We start from the raw sequence: 14,562 nt of genomic DNA, 5'->3' as shown, positions 1-14,562 counted from the left end.
GTCACAGCGGTGGTTTCATTGCGGCGTTTGGGGTGTGCGCTCCAGGCGTGCGGGCTCAAACCCTTGGCGCTGTAGCCGTGCCACCAGTGCATCGTAGGCGGCCGGGCTGACCGTGGGTGTTCTGGACAGTATCCATAAGAACTCCCGTTTGGGCTCACCCACGGCCACCAGCTGGTACGCCTCGTCCAGATCGATCACCCAATAGTTTCCCCAGACAAACGGCAGCAGCGACAACCAGGCCGGCGCAAACCGCACCTGCAACTTGGGCGACGTGGCGGGGCCCATTTGCCGCGCTTCACCCACTGCTTCGTCCATCTCACCGCTGGCTGTGCGGCAGCGGTTGGTCACCTGCACGGTGCCTGCGGGCAACAGCTGGTATTGGGCCCGTGTATCGGCCACACATTTTTTCTGAAAGCGATTGGGGTACTTGGCGATTTCAAACCAGGTGCCCATGTAGCGGGGTACGTCCAGTGACGGGATGGTGACCAGTGCTGCAGGCGGTTGCGCCGCAGCCGCTGTGCCCGCGGGTTGGGCGCTGGCCACGGTGCAGGCCAGGCATGTTGCCAGCGCAAGGTGTGTACTTTTCATCCTGTACATCATGAACCGATCCACCGCTCGAAGAACCGTTTGCGTGTGGGTGCTGGGGGCGGTGGTGCGGACGCTTGGGTTGGGTCTATCAGCGCGATCAACTCCGGGTTGCCGACATGGCGGGCCGCCTGCAACGGTGTCATCGCCTCGATCTCTGACCGCAGGTGCGGGTTGGCACCATGCTCCAGCAGCAGTGCCGCAGCTTCGTGCTGGTTGGCCAGGATGCAGGCGACCAGGGGTGTGCACATGTATTCCGGGTGTTGGTAGTTGGCATCTACGCCCGCCACCAAGTGGTAGCGCAAAAGGGGTATATTGCCGTCGACGGCGGCGTCGAACATCTCTTTCCAGTCACCTGAGGACATCTGTGTTTGCTCCGTAGTAGGGAGGCGCCAGTGTATGCCTTCAGACGGCGGATGTCCGGTTCACCAGCCTGCGCGAAGCCACCGCCTGCTTGACCCACCCCAGTCGGAACCAGCGTGCTGCCATGATGCCGCCGCGCACCCACTCGTCCAGCGCATAGGCAATCCACACACCCGTGAGCCCCAGGCCAAAGTGAATGCCCAGCAGCCACGAGCCAAAACCCATCACCAGCACCATGGATGCCGCGCCAGCCACCACCGGAAAACGCGCATCCCCCGCGGCGCGCAGCGCGGTGATGATGACAATGTTGCAGGTGCGGCCCGGCTCCAGCAGCACAGTGATCCACAGCAGGGTAGTGGCCTGCGCAATGATGGCCGGGTCGTGGGTGAACAGGCGCATGGTCCACGGCGCGGTAGCGGCCGTCAGGATGGCGATGGCCAGTGACACCCCCAGCCCCCAGAACAGGCATTTGCGCACCAGTTTCCAGGCGGCGCGCAGTTCACCAGCACCTATCAAATGCCCCACCAGAATCTCACCCGCAAAGCCCAGTGCCACGGTGGACAAGACGATGACATTCATGATCTGCATGGCATAACCCTGTGTGGCCAGCTCCGCCGTGCCGATGGTGGACACCACAGTGACCGACACCAGCATGGCCACGCGGTAGGCAATGTTCTCGGCCGCGCCGGGCAAACCAATGGCAATCGAACTGCGCAGGGTGTCCCAGCGCACCGCCACCGCATCGCGCCAGGTGGGGTACAAACCCAGCACCGCGCGCCACAACCAGAGGTGTACGCCCAGCCCGAAGCCGCGGCTGATGGTCAGCGCCAGTGCAAAACCCACCATGCCCATGGCGGGCATTGCGCCCATGCCCCGCATCAGCGGAAAACACAGGGCCAGGTGCAGGGCGTGCATGGACAAGATGTTGAACATGGTCTCACGCGTATGCAGGTGCGAACGCATCACCGACGCCATGCTGGCATTAAAAGCGTCCAGAAACAGGGCGAAGGCCAGCACATGCAAGTAGGGGGTGGCCAACGCGCGCACGTCGGGCGTGGCTTGCATGGCGGTCAGTAGCGGGCCGGTGGCCGCAAACAGTACCAGGGCACTGCCCAGACCCAACCACGTGCTGGCACCCAGGCTTGCCAGGGCGGTACGGTTGGCATCGCGGCGGTTGCCGGCGCCGAGGTTTTGCGTGATCACCACACCCACACCCATGCTGATGATGCGAAACAGTAAGAAGAATGCGCCTTGTACATGGTTGGCTAGGCCAAAAGCGGCCGATGCCGTGTCAGACTCTTTCGACACCAGCCACATGCCCACAAAGCCCACACCAAAGCCCAATACCAACTCCGCCAGCAATGGCCAGGCAATGGCCAGCAGATGTGGTTTGTGGCCAATGCGGTGGGTGTTTTCTTTGGGCATCAATAGCTTCGGTGGTGTAGTTTTCGTAAGTAGTAATAGTACATTTGACTAGGGAAAACCCTTGAATTGTCAGAGAAAATCGGCCGACTTGTTACTCGGATTGGTATTTTTACCATGTTGTATTACTACTTTGTGATGAGTATACTCAGAGATGCCTTGTGTCGCTTGGACCGGGTTTTTTGATGGAGGTACAAGGTGGCGGATGTCAAGTTATCGGGTGTGGGCAAATCGTTTGGCGACATCAACATATTGCAGGGCATAGACCTCCACATCCGTGACGGTGAATTTGTGGTGTTTGTCGGCCCCAGCGGCTGCGGCAAGTCCACGTTGTTGCGCATGATTGCCGGCCTGGAAGACATCAGCAGCGGCACGCTGCACATTGGTGACGCCCTAGTCAACGACGTACCTCCGGCCGAGCGCGGAATCTCCATGGTGTTCCAGTCGTATGCGTTGTACCCGCACATGAACCTGTACGACAACATGGCCTTTGGCCTGCAGCTCAAAAAAATGCCCAAGGCCGAAGTGGACCGCCTGGTGCAAAACGCCGCCAAGATTCTGGGCATAGAACACCTGCTGGACCGCAAACCCAAAGACCTGTCCGGTGGCCAGCGCCAGCGTGTAGCCATTGGCCGCGCCATTGTGCGCAAGCCCGAGGTGTTTTTGTTTGACGAACCGCTGTCCAACTTGGACACGGCCCTGCGCGTGCGCATGCGGTACGAGTTTGCCAAGTTACACACCGACCTGAAGACCACGATGATTTACGTGACCCACGACCAGGTGGAGGCCATGACACTGGCCGACCGCATCGTGGTGTTGTCGGCTGGAAAGCTGGAGCAGGTGGGTTCACCGCTGGATTTATATGAACACCCCGACAACCTGTTTGTGGCGGGCTTTATCGGCTCGCCGGGTATGAACTTTATTGCTGCCGAGTTTGTGTCCCGCAATGCGACCGATGTGACCGTGCGGCTGAACGATGGCGCGTTGATCCAGTGTGCGGTGAGCGCCCCTACAGCCAAGCCTGGCGACAAGGTGACGCTGGGCATCCGCCCCGAACACATCACCCGCGTGCCCTATGCGAACCGCTTGACGGCGAAGGTGACCTTTGTCGAATCTCTGGGCAGCGTCACCCATGCCTATTGCGCTTTCCCCGGCGTGCAGGAAGACCTGACCTGTGAGCTGACCGGTGTAGTGCGTGTGAAAGCGGGCGATACGCTGGAGCTGGGGGTAGAGCCCGACAGCTGTTACCTGTTTGATGCCGCGGGCCAGGCCTTCAAACGCACGGTGGCCTCTGCACACGAGGCGGCATGATGGTTCAGCGCAAGGTTTTGATAGGGCTGGCGGCCGCTTTGGCCGCAAGTTTTGCAGTGCCCGTGTATGCAGCCGATGCCCCCAAGCTGCTGGTCTGGATCAATGGCGACAAGGGTTACAACGGCCTGCAAAAAGTGGGTGATGCCTTTGCCAAAGAGTCTGGTGTGAACGTGGTGGTGCAACACCCCGAAGGTGCCACCGACAAGTTCCAGGCCGCTGCCGCTGCCGGCAAGGGCCCCGATATTTTTTGCTGGCCACACGACCGCACCGGTGAGTGGGCGCGCTCGGGCCTGTTGGTGCCCATACACCCGTCCAAACGCGTGCGCGACGAGATTGACGAATCCGCATGGAAGGCCTTTACCTACAAGGGCAAGGTCTGGGGCTACCCGCTGGCCATCGAGGCTGTGGGCCTGGTTGTGAACCGCGACCTAGTAAAGACCGTGCCCACCACGTTTGACGAGGTGATGGCGCTGGACAAAGAGCTGGTCAAACAAGGCAAAAAAGCCATCCTGTGGGACTACAACAAGTCCTTCTTCACCTGGCCCATGCTGGCCGGTGCGGGTGGCCAGGTGTTTGGCCGCAACAGCAAGGGTGAACTGGACCCGTCGGTGGTGGGCGTCAATTCGCCCGGTGCCGTGGCCGGTGCCAATATGTTGTCGCGCCTGATCGAAGAGGGTTACATGCCGCGCGGCGCACGGTATGCCGAGATGGAGTCCGGTTTTGCACGTGGCGAGATCGCGATGATGATCACCGGCCCCTGGGCCTGGGACAACGCACGCAAGGCCAAGGTCAATTTCAGCGTGGCGCCGGTGCCCTCCGTCATCCCCGGCAAGCCGTCCAAATCCTTCGTGGGTGTGTTGGGTTGCATGATTGCCGCGCCCAGCAAGGTTAAAGACATTGCGCGTGAATTTATTGAGAACCACATGCTGCGCGTGGAAGGCCTGAAGACCATCTCTGCTGACGTGCCGCTGGGCACCCCGGCCAACAAGGTTTATTTTGCCGAACTGTCGGGTGACGCCAATATCCGCGCCACGATGGAGAACGCCCGCATGGGTGAGCCCTTGCCCAACATCCCCGAATTGGGTCGATTTTTCCCGGCCATGGACGCCGCACTGGAGGCCATCAGCCAGGGCCGCCAAACACCTAAGGACGCGCTGGACGGCGCGGCCGCACGTATGTTGGTGAAGTGACATGACAACACCCAACACTCCTTCCTCTTTGGTCTCCAACACTATCGCCGCAATGGTGGCACTGGGCCTGTTGTGGCTGGCGTTTGCCATCTACACCAGCGGCCAGGCGGTGTGGGCTGCACTGGTGCTGAGCCTGGGCGCGCTGAGCCTGTACGTGTATGTGTCGGCCAAGACACTGGCCTGGCGCTACCTGTTTCCCGGCGTCATGGCCATGCTGGTGTTTGTGGCCTTCCCATTGGTCTACACCATACAAATTGGCTTTACCAACTATTCGGCCAGCAACCTGCTCAGTGAAGACCGTGCACGGTACTACCTGCTGGAGCAGGCCGACGTTAATGAGTCACGTGCCTATGCCTTTAGTGTGTATGCCGACGCCAGTAACACCGCACGCCTGGTGCTGACGCCGCAGGGTGAAGGTGTGGGGGGCGAGCGTTTTATTTCGCCACCCCTGTCCTTGCAAAAGGCCAGCACCACGCCGATCGTGATGCAGCCGTTGACGGGCGACGTGGCATTGGGCCAAGCCTACACGCTGCGCCAGACCATCGAACATCGCAATGCACTGATGGCTCTGCGTTTGCAACTGCCCAACCAGCACACGCTGTTGTACGCCGGCCTGCGCGAGTTCGCCGTGTTCGAGCCGCTGTGGCAAGCCCAGGCGGATGGCGCACTGAAGCGTCTGGCCGATGGTGTGTTGTACCTGCCCAACCGCGACACCGGTTTTTTTGAAGACGCCCAAGGTGACCGCCTGCAACCCGGCTTCAAGGTCGGTGTGGGGCTGGCCAACTACGCCCGCCTGTTTGGTGATGCCGACATGCGCGGCCCCTTTGGCTCCATCTTTGTGTGGACGGTCGCCTTTGCCGGGTTGACCGTGCTGTTTGCCACGGCCATAGGCATGACGCTGGCTGTGCTGCTGAACTGGGAGGCGCTGAAGTACCGCACGCTGTACCGCACGCTGCTGTTCCTGCCGTACGCCGTGCCGGGCTTTATTTCCATCCTGGTGTTCAAGGGTTTGTTCAACCAGAACTTTGGCGAAATCAATGCCATTTTGAACGCCGTGTTCGGCATCAAGCCTGCCTGGTTTGCCGACCCATTGCTGGCCAAGATCATGATTTTGATCGTCAATGTCTGGCTGGGTTATCCCTTCATCATGGTGTTGTGCACGGGGTTGATCAAGTCTGTGCCGGCTGATTTGTACGAGGCCTCGGCCATTGCGGGTGCCGGGCCTCTGACCAACTTCTGGCGCATCACCGCACCACTGATCGTCAAGCCGCTGATGCCCTTGTTGATCTCGTCGTTTGCCTTCAACTTCAACAATTTTGTGCTGATCAGTTTGTTGACCGATGGTCGGCCCGATTATCTGAACACCAAGCTGCCAGCCGGCACCACGGACATTCTGGTGTCCTACACCTACCGCATTGCGTTTACCGATGCCGGGGCCAACTTCGGCCTGGCGGCGGCTATATCGACCGTCATCTTCTTCTTGATCGCCATCCTGTCGCTGGTGAACCTGAAGCTGTCGCAATCCAAAGACACACCACGCAAAGGAGGGCACTAGCCATGGCCGTTGTTACCGGTAAAAGCCAACGCTGGCGTGTGGTCGCAGCCCATGTGGGTTTGTGGGTGTTGATCGCCGTCACGCTGTTTCCGCTGCTGGCGGTGGTGTCTATCTCGCTGCGGCCAGGCAATTTTTCGACCGGCTCTTTGATCCCCACTGAGATCAGCCTGGAGCACTGGAAGCTGGCGCTGGGTTTTGCGCATACACAGGCCGACGGCGTGGTGGTGCAGCCGCCGTTCCCGGTGATGTTGTGGTTGTGGAACTCGATCAAGATTGCCACCATCTCGTCGTTGTTGATCGTTGCTGTGTCCACCACCGCGGCCTATGGCTTTGCCCGCCTGCGCTTTCGTTTCAAGACCACCATTTTGAACAGCATGCTGTTGCTGCAGATGTTCCCGGTGGCCGTGGCCCTGGTGGCCATCTACGCCATTTTTGAAGCCATTGGTGGTTTCATTCCCTGGTTGGGCATCGAGACCCATGGTGGCCTGATCGTGGCCTATATCGGCGGCGTGGCCATGCATATCTGGACCATCAAGGGTTACTTCGAGACCATACCCACCGAGATAGAAGAGTGCGCCAAGGTGGACGGCGCCACCTCGTGGCAAACCTTCTACCGCGTATTGCTGCCTATGGCCGTTCCCATTCTGATGGTGGTGTTTGTGCTGGCCTTTATCGGCACCATCATCGAATACCCCATTGCATCCGTGCTGCTGCGCGAAGAGCCCAACCTGACGTTGGCGGTCGGCTCCAAGTACTACCTGTACGAACAGCGCTACCTGTGGGGCGACTTTGCCGCCGCGGCCGTGTTGTCGGGTCTGCCGATCACACTGGTGTTTCTGGCCGCGCAACGCTGGATCGTGTCGGGGGCTGACCTCGGGCGGCGTCAAGGGTTAGGCCGTGGCCAAGGTCCTTGTTTGGCTTTGGCTTGCGGCCTGCTGTGGGGTGATTGCGCCGGTGCAGGCGGCACCCGTGCAAGACGGCCTGCGCGTCGCCTCGTACAACCTGCGCTACGCCAACCCGGGTGATGGTGCCAATGACTGGTCACACCGCAAAACATTTGTCAGCGCGTCAATCCGTTTCCATGGGTTGGATGTGTTTGGCACCCAGGAGGGTCTGGCAGAGCAGATCATCGATCTTGCGCAGATGGATGGGTATGCACATGTGGGTGTGGGCCGTGATGATGGCCGCTCAGCGGGTGAACACGCAGCCATCTTCTTCCGCAAGTCGCGTTTCAGCGTGTTGGACCAGGGGCACTTTTGGCTCAGTGAGACGCCGGATATTCCCTCCAAAGGCTGGGACGCACCGTGTTGCAACCGCATCGCCGGCTGGGTGAAACTGCGCGATCTGCACAGTGGCAAAAACTTCTATGTGTTCTCGGTGCATTTTGACCACCAGGGTGTAGTCGCAAGGCGCGAGTCGGCCAAGCTGCTGCTGCACAAAATCCAAACCATTGCGGGTGACCACGCGGTCGTCTGTGTGGGTGACTTCAACTCCACCCCCGACACCGAACCCATGGCGACAATGCGCAATGCCCTGCGCGATGCACGCGAGCACAGCGCCACGCCGCCCTATGGCCCTCAGGCCACATTCAACGGTTTTCGATGGGACGCCACACCCACCGAACGCATCGACTACATCTTCGTCAGCCCCCAGATCACCGTGCTGAAGTTTGGCACCCTGAGCGATTCGCAGGACCGGCGGTATCCATCGGACCACTTTCCGGTGATGGCTGATCTTGTACTGGACCGTTGAGCCTGTTGGCATGCACCGCCAGGCAAGCCTTCGTTGTGGCCCGTGCAATTTCGTTCAATACAAAAACCTGCGCTCTCGCAATACTCCCCACCAGATCAACTGGAAAGGGAGTGCGTTATGCAGGCGGTGTGGGTTTCTATGGCGGTGTTTGCGTTGGCCGGTTCCATTTCTCCGGGGCCGGTGAATGTGATTGCGTCGGCGCTGGGTGCGACCCAGGGTTTTGTGCGCGCGTTGCCGCATGTGCTGGGCGCCACACTGAGTTATTGCGCCGTGGTCTGGTTGATGGGCAACGGTTTGCAGGTGCTGCTGGCGCTGTATCCGCAAATTGCGCAGACCACCCAGTACGCTGGCGCCGTCTATTTGTTGTACCTGGCCGCACGGATTGCTGGAGCACCGCCCCGTGTGTCGGGCGCAGAAGGCCCAGGTGTGGACACACTCAGCGCCTGGACGCAGGGCTTGCTGCAAGGCGTGTTGACCCAGTCTCTGAACCCCAAGGCGTGGCTCGTGGCGCTGTCCGGCGTCAGCCTGTTTGTGCCCGAAGGCCCCGACAGCGCCGCGCGCCTGGTGATGTTCTGTGCCATCTCGGGTGTGGTGTGTTTTGTCTCGGTGGCGGCTTGGGCGGCGCTGGGCCGTCTGATACGCCGCTGGTTGGCCCATGCACCGTACCAGCGTCTGTTCAATCGGGCGTTGGCCGCGTTGCTGGTGTTCACGGTCTACAGCATGCTGGCGCAGGCCGGTTGAATGTGGTGGCTGCGTTTCGGATTAGGATGGCGGCCATGTCTATGCCCAAGCCCGCCGCGCACCAGTTTGTCCGTGTCCCCGGCTTGCCCCACCTGGAACTGCGCACGGCCACCGGCTCGCGCGACTGTTACCAGACCCACACCCACGACGAATACTCCTTTGGCACTATCGATGCAGGCCAGGCCGTCTATACCCACGGCGCCCATAACACGGCCCTGAAGCCTGGCATGACCGTGATGATGGAGCCCGGACTGGCGCATGCCTGCAACCCCGATGCCGACCAGGCCTGGTCCTACCGCATGTTGTTTGTGGACGCCCGGTGGGTGCACCAGAGTTTTCTGCCGTTGGCCGATGCCGTACACCCGCCGCGCCTGCAACTGGCACACCATGCCACCGACAAGCCCCAGGTGTACAAGGCCTTGGGCCGCATTGCCGATGCCCTGGTCCACCGCAGTGCGGATGCCTTGGAGGTCGACGAATGGCTGCTCACCTTCATCGCACAACACGCACTTGTACCCCGTGGGGTGCCCACCCAACCCGGTGCAGATGAACAGGTGGTGAACGCAGTGCGCGCGCTGATCTGCGCGCAGGTGGAGTGCGATTTGTCTCTGGCGCAACTGGCACAACCCAGTGGCTGGAGTGGCTACCAGCTGATACGCAAGTTCAAACAGGCCTTTGGGCAAACCCCCCACGCCTTCCAGATAGACCAGCGCCTGAACCGTGCCAAGACGCTGCTCAAGCAGGGCGCGGGTTTGTCGGATGTGGCGCACCAGTTGGGCTTTGCGGACCAGGCCCATTTCCAGCGCCACTTCAAGAAGCGGCACGCCACCACACCCGGCAACTACCTGGGCTGAGACACGGTGCAATGCCTGCCCGCACTGACCCCTTGGCTGCGTGCTGGTTTGTGTGCGCTGGTTCTGCTTTGCGCCAGCGCCAGTGCCCGGGCGCCGGGAGATGTGCGCATTGCGTTGGTGATTGGCAATGCCGCATACCCCGACGGCGCGGCACTGGCCAACCCCGGCAACGATGCCGCTGCCATGGCCACTGCGCTGAAGGGCCTGGGCTTCCAGGTGGTGGAGCTGCGGGATGGCAAACGTGAGCAGATGGCGCAGGCCATAACCACGGTGCGTGACCAGCTCCAGGGCAAGCAGGGCGTTGGCATGTTGTATTACGCAGGCCATGGCCTGCAGTACGACTGGCGCAACTTCATGGTGCCGGTGGATGCCCGCCTAAAGGACGCGGCCGACATTCCAGCGCAAACGTTGGATGTGGGCGGCGTGCTGGATGCCTTCAAGGCCGCCGGCAACCGCCTCAACCTGGTGGTGCTGGACGCCTGCCGCGACAACCCGTTTGACAACCAGCTGGCCACCAAAGGCCTGGCCCCGGTGGATGCACCACCCGGTACCTATATGGCCTTCGCCACCACACCCGGCAATGTGGCCGCGGATGGCGACACGCCAAACTCGGCCAATGGCCTGTACACCCGGTACTTGCTGCTAGAGCTGCAAAAACCCATGGCCCGTGTCGAAGACGTCTTCACGCGTGTACGCCTGCAGGTGCGCTTGCACAGTGCAGGGCGGCAGATCCCGTCGGACAGTTCCAATCTGGATGAGGCCTTCAGTTTTGACACCGGGTTTGCCAAGGCCGACCCCGAGGGTGCCAGCCAACGACAGCAACGGTATGACGCCGAGAAGGCTGCGTGGGACCGTATCAAGGCATCCCAGCAGGCGGCAGATTTTTTTGGCTTTTTGCAGCGTTACCCCAATGGCTTCATCAGCGAAATGGCGCAGTTCCGGGCGGACCAACTGCAAAGGCCACTGCTGGTGGCGCAGCGCCGGCGCGATGGCATTGCCACCCTGCCCAGCGGTACCAACCGGTATGCGCTGGGTGACCAGTTCACGCTGGTGACGACCGATCGGTTGACCGGTATTCAGCGGCGCGAAGTGCAAAAGGTGACCTTTGCCGACGACAACCGGGTGGAAATCAATGGGGGCATGACGGTGTATGACCAGATGGGCGCCCTGGTGCGCGACGACTCTGGTTTGAAGGACCCACCCACCATGATGGTCCCGGCCGACATTTCGCTGGGCAAGCGCTGGCGCGCTACGTTTCTCAACCGCGTGGCAGGTTTTGATGCACGTGTCAGCCTGGACTTCAAGACGGTGGCGCTGGAAGACCTGGACATACCGGGTGCCCGCCTCAAGACCTACAAGGTAGCCATTGATGGCTTTGTCAACCTGGGTAGCGCCAATGGGCACTTTACCGGCACCTTGTGGATAGAGCCCACCACCATGCGCCTGGTGCGTTACGACCGCATGCTGCGCGGCGGCAACCGGATTGCAGATTCCAGCAGCCAGGTGGTTGTTGACTACATTCCTGCGCCACGCTAACGTCCATCATGTTCCGCGTTGTTCCCCATGCCTCCGGTGGTTCGCTACTCTTCCAGCCACCGACCCGGTCCCTCATCGTTGCGGGTCTTTTTTCCTGCGTGTTCGGTCTGGTGATGTTGTTGCATCCAGAGGGGTGGAAAACGGGCACATTGCGGGATGGGGTCGTACAAATGGCGGATCCCAATCTGATCCGCGGCATAGGTGTCGCCATCTTTGGTTTCGGCTTTCTCTGCCTTTTTCTGCGTGTCACCTACCGCGTCAACCGCAACGAGGGCTGGATCACCAAGCAACTAAGCTTGGTCGTCACGGTGCACTCAAAGCAATACAGGCTGTCCGATTTTTCGACCATCACCATCGACTCCCGTGCTGAGAATGGTGGACGCATGCTGCACAAACTCTGGCTGATAGGTCCGGCCCACCGTGTGTGTCTGGCATCCAGCAGAGACGAGAAGGCCATCACCAAGAGCCGAAAAATCGTGCGGGATTCCACAGGAATCCGCGGTTAAGGGGTAGGACTGTGTCGTCAGGCACCTCACTACGGCGGTGCGCAGCGGTGGCTTGGCAGGGTCACCAGCCATTCTTTTCTGAATGCTATAAAATAAGTAGCAACCTTGTGATATTTCACGGGGGCTAGAGGCCTATTTCGCTCTAAGACTCTTAGCGCTGGGAGCCCACTCCACCCGATACCGCTGTAAAAAATTCCCACATCACATCGTTGGCAGAAATCGCCTGGGATGGCGTCTCGCCTGCACGCGCCTTGTGGCCACCCGGCCAGGAATGTCCGCCGCTGTCGGTCACACACAGTTGCACGCTGGTGCCGCCCTGGCAGGGCGCGTAGCGGTCGCAGTAGGCGCCCGCTGTGGACAGCGTGCGCTGGGGTGTGGGGCTGCAGCTGTTGTGCGCCACCCATCTAGATACCGTGGCGGGCACCGATGTGAAATCCGTCACCTTGGACACGTCGCCAAACTTGCGGCCCGCCCCTCCGTTGTAGAGCACGCGGTCATCGTTTTGGGCATGGATGTGCAGTACGGCGATGGGGCGTTTGGGGGCGCACTGCGCGGTGTTGTCCGTGCCGGCCACGGCAGCAATCGCGGCAAAGGTGTCGGGCATCTCGCAGGCCAGACGGTAGGCCATCATGCCGCCGTTGGACATACCTGTGGCGTAGATGCGCTTGCGGTCTATGCTGAGTCGGCCATGGAGGTCGCTGAGGATCTGCCGCACAAAACCCACGTCGTCCACGTTGTGGTCCCGGGCGTCGGCACAGCAGTTGCCTGCATTCCAGGTGGCAAATTTTCCCGATGGCAGCTTGCTATAGCCGTTGGGGAAAACCGCAATAAAACCAGCGGACTCCGACTTGCTGATCAGGCCGTAGTTTTCATCCGATGCCTGGTAGTCCATATTGCCGCCGCCACCGTGGAAGGCCATCAGCAGTGGTGTGGGCTTCCCCGTCTGGTAGTTGCGCGGCACATGCACGCGGTAATGGCGGGTATGGCCGCCATGTTCCAGCGTAAAGTTGTAGTCACCGGGTTGTTCGATCCGGTTGCCGCCTGCGGTTGGGGTTTGTGCACCCGATCGGGCCTCTTGCCTGGCCTGGCGGCGCTCTTTGATGCGCTCGCGCAGGCTGGTTGGCGCGGCGTTGTCTTGGGCAGAGGCCGGGTGCGGCACAACCAGCAGGCTGCAAGCCAATACCGCCAGCGCGGTGCCCATCGGCAGCAGTTTTTCTGTGAAGTTCATCGTGTACGTCCTTGTGTGACAGCAACCAGCACCACGGCGGCCACAAAACATGCCATCGCAACCCAGGTTCGCACCAGGTTGGCATCGTTCCAGTTGTCACGCGCATGTGCCCAGTCACTGGGCGGGCTGGCGGCCTGCCAGGTCGCCAGGGCATCGTTGATCGGGACATTGACCGTGCGTGTCAGCCAGAACACCCCCGCAAAATACACCAAGCCGATAGCCAGCCACGCCAAGCCTACCCGCCGCTGGCTACACCAAAAGGCTGCCAGTGCCGCGGCCAGGGGCAGCAGCGCCGATCCAAAGTAGGTGGCGCCAAACGTGGCGTTGCGGACCACGCGGTTGATCCACTGCTGCGTGGTGATGTAAGCCGACGCATCCAGATTCGCCATGGCTGGAGCCACGTCGATGGCAAAGGCATAAAAGAAACCGGCCATGATGCCGAGCAAACAGGTGGCTACCAGGCTGAGGACGAATGCAGTGTGGTGGCGCATGGACATCTATGACACTGATGGTTAACGGTCCCGGGGAATGGCGTAGGTGCCCACCACATGGGCCACCACCGCGTCATTGCCCTCGGAATACAAAGACACTTCACCCACCGCCAAGGTCTTACCCACCTTGATGAGCTTGCACACACCGATGACGGCACGGTCACCGGCGGGCTTGCGCAAAAAGTTGATGTTGAGGTTGGTGGTGACCGCCAGCGGCACGATGCCGATCTCGCCCAAGATGGCGACATACAAGGCCACATCTGCCACCGCCATCATCACCGGGCCGGACACCGTGCCGCCGGGCCGCAATTCGCCAGCGCCCACCGGGTGCCGTATTGTGGCGCCCATGTTGCCCACGGTTTCTATGGTGCATTGGGTTTGGGGAAATTCCTTGATGAGGAAGGCGGATAGTTCGGATTGGGTTGGCATAAGAAAAAATGGTAAATGGGTTGTGTAAACGATTGGTGAACGTGGGTTATCGCCGCGTAAAACGCCCCGTAAGCGTGCGGCAAAAACAAGAGCTCTTGTTCTATAAAGAACGAATGGGCGCAATCTCCCCAATGGCCATTCAGTACCGGGCTCAAATCCACGGTAACCAAGTTGTGCTTATGACTTGGGCGCAGGGTCCCAGTGCTCGGCAATCTTGCCTGCCTCGATGCGAAACATGTCGAACCAAGTTGTGGTGTATTTCTTGGATGCGTCCTTGGGGTCAACGCCTTCTCGCACAAAACTCAGAATGACCAAATCGCCCTCTGCGGTGATAGCAACCAGCGGGGCCTTGACCTTGGCCTCGATTGGTTTTGGTTTGACCCATTTGGAGAAGGCCTCGACAAACCCTGCGCGCCCCGTTGCTACATTCGGGTTGTGTTGTATATAACCCTCTGCCAGGTATTTATCGGCCAACTCCATATGGCCGCCTTCGAAAACTTCGCGCCAGAAGTCATAGACCAGGCGCTTATTGGCGGCAAGGCGTGTGTCTGAGGCTGCCAGCAATAGTTCATGGTTCGTTTGTGGCGTAACAGCTATTT

16 protein-coding genes are annotated in these 14,562 nt (G+C 60.4%); 9 read left to right on the top strand and 7 right to left on the bottom strand.

Features of this window, described 5'->3' with window-relative positions; translation table 11 throughout:
- Positions 1-15: 15 nt before the first annotated feature.
- Genes HZ993_RS06385 through HZ993_RS06375 form a run of 3 tightly spaced genes read right to left on the bottom strand, consistent with a single transcriptional unit; the run spans position 16 to position 2,373 of the window.
- Complete coding sequence (locus HZ993_RS06385) at positions 16-588, bottom strand: lipocalin family protein (RefSeq protein WP_209396413.1); 573 nt, start codon at positions 586-588, stop codon at positions 16-18.
- Between the two features lie 8 nt (positions 589-596).
- The gene (locus tag HZ993_RS06380) at positions 597-950 is read right to left on the bottom strand and encodes an ankyrin repeat domain-containing protein (RefSeq protein ID WP_209396412.1); all 354 of its coding nucleotides are present in this window, start codon (positions 948-950) and stop codon (positions 597-599) included.
- A 40-nt stretch (positions 951-990) separates the two neighbouring features.
- Positions 991-2,373 (bottom strand): MATE family efflux transporter, encoded by a 1,383-nt coding sequence (locus HZ993_RS06375; RefSeq protein WP_209396411.1) that lies wholly within the window; start codon positions 2,371-2,373, stop codon positions 991-993.
- A gap of 195 nt (positions 2,374-2,568) precedes the next feature.
- Between HZ993_RS06375 and HZ993_RS06370 the strand changes: the two genes are divergently transcribed.
- The 9 genes from HZ993_RS06370 to HZ993_RS06330 all read left to right on the top strand — a co-directional run bounded on the left by HZ993_RS06370 (position 2,569) and on the right by HZ993_RS06330 (position 11,815).
- Entirely contained in the window at positions 2,569-3,681 is a 1,113-nt protein-coding gene (locus HZ993_RS06370) for an ABC transporter ATP-binding protein (protein WP_209396410.1), read from the top strand.
- Positions 3,678-4,871: a maltose/maltodextrin ABC transporter substrate-binding protein MalE gene (malE, locus tag HZ993_RS06365; RefSeq protein ID WP_209396409.1), complete on the top strand. Its 1,194-nt coding sequence runs from the start codon at positions 3,678-3,680 to the stop codon at positions 4,869-4,871. Before HZ993_RS06370 ends, malE begins: the two co-directional genes overlap by 4 nt.
- A gap of 1 nt (position 4,872) precedes the next feature.
- The gene (gene malF / locus HZ993_RS06360; RefSeq protein ID WP_209396408.1) at positions 4,873-6,426 is read left to right on the top strand and encodes a maltose ABC transporter permease MalF; all 1,554 of its coding nucleotides are present in this window, start codon (positions 4,873-4,875) and stop codon (positions 6,424-6,426) included.
- Positions 6,427-6,428: 2 nt separating this feature from the next.
- Complete coding sequence (gene malG, locus HZ993_RS06355) at positions 6,429-7,451, top strand: maltose ABC transporter permease MalG (RefSeq protein WP_209396407.1); 1,023 nt, start codon at positions 6,429-6,431, stop codon at positions 7,449-7,451.
- Positions 7,396-8,178: an endonuclease/exonuclease/phosphatase family protein gene (locus HZ993_RS06350; protein ID WP_245213847.1), complete on the top strand. Its 783-nt coding sequence runs from the start codon at positions 7,396-7,398 to the stop codon at positions 8,176-8,178. Before malG ends, HZ993_RS06350 begins: the two co-directional genes overlap by 56 nt.
- A 117-nt stretch (positions 8,179-8,295) precedes the next feature.
- On the top strand, positions 8,296-8,919 hold the full coding sequence (locus HZ993_RS06345; RefSeq protein WP_209396405.1) for a LysE family translocator: 624 nt from the start codon (positions 8,296-8,298) through the stop codon (positions 8,917-8,919).
- A 35-nt stretch (positions 8,920-8,954) separates the two neighbouring features.
- The gene (locus HZ993_RS06340) at positions 8,955-9,773 is read left to right on the top strand and encodes an AraC family transcriptional regulator (RefSeq protein ID WP_209396404.1); all 819 of its coding nucleotides are present in this window, start codon (positions 8,955-8,957) and stop codon (positions 9,771-9,773) included.
- 6 nt (positions 9,774-9,779) lie between these two features.
- Positions 9,780-11,309: a caspase family protein gene (locus HZ993_RS06335; RefSeq protein ID WP_209396403.1), complete on the top strand. Its 1,530-nt coding sequence runs from the start codon at positions 9,780-9,782 to the stop codon at positions 11,307-11,309.
- An 8-nt stretch (positions 11,310-11,317) separates the two neighbouring features.
- On the top strand, positions 11,318-11,815 hold the full coding sequence (locus HZ993_RS06330; RefSeq protein ID WP_209396402.1) for a hypothetical protein: 498 nt from the start codon (positions 11,318-11,320) through the stop codon (positions 11,813-11,815).
- Positions 11,816-11,966: 151 nt separating this feature from the next.
- On the opposite strand, the gene HZ993_RS06325 is transcribed toward HZ993_RS06330, so the two are convergent.
- From HZ993_RS06325 to HZ993_RS06310, 4 genes are all read right to left on the bottom strand, one after another.
- Positions 11,967-13,043 (bottom strand): PHB depolymerase family esterase, encoded by a 1,077-nt coding sequence (locus HZ993_RS06325; RefSeq protein ID WP_209396401.1) that lies wholly within the window; start codon positions 13,041-13,043, stop codon positions 11,967-11,969.
- Positions 13,040-13,534 (bottom strand): DUF1772 domain-containing protein, encoded by a 495-nt coding sequence (locus tag HZ993_RS06320; RefSeq protein WP_209396400.1) that lies wholly within the window; start codon positions 13,532-13,534, stop codon positions 13,040-13,042. The genes HZ993_RS06325 and HZ993_RS06320 overlap by 4 nt, the downstream gene beginning before the upstream one ends.
- A 21-nt stretch (positions 13,535-13,555) precedes the next feature.
- The gene (locus HZ993_RS06315; protein ID WP_209396399.1) at positions 13,556-13,963 is read right to left on the bottom strand and encodes a PaaI family thioesterase; all 408 of its coding nucleotides are present in this window, start codon (positions 13,961-13,963) and stop codon (positions 13,556-13,558) included.
- A 177-nt stretch (positions 13,964-14,140) separates the two neighbouring features.
- Complete coding sequence (locus tag HZ993_RS06310; protein ID WP_245213845.1) at positions 14,141-14,527, bottom strand: nuclear transport factor 2 family protein; 387 nt, start codon at positions 14,525-14,527, stop codon at positions 14,141-14,143.
- Between the last annotated feature and the right edge of the window lie 35 nt (positions 14,528-14,562).

Origin of the sequence: Rhodoferax sp. AJA081-3 (assembly GCF_017798165.1) — a bacterium.
Classification (GTDB): Bacteria; Pseudomonadota; Gammaproteobacteria; order Burkholderiales; family Burkholderiaceae_C; genus Allorhodoferax.
The sequence above is the reverse complement of the archived record's forward strand: the minus strand, read 5'-3'. Positions and strand labels throughout refer to the sequence as shown.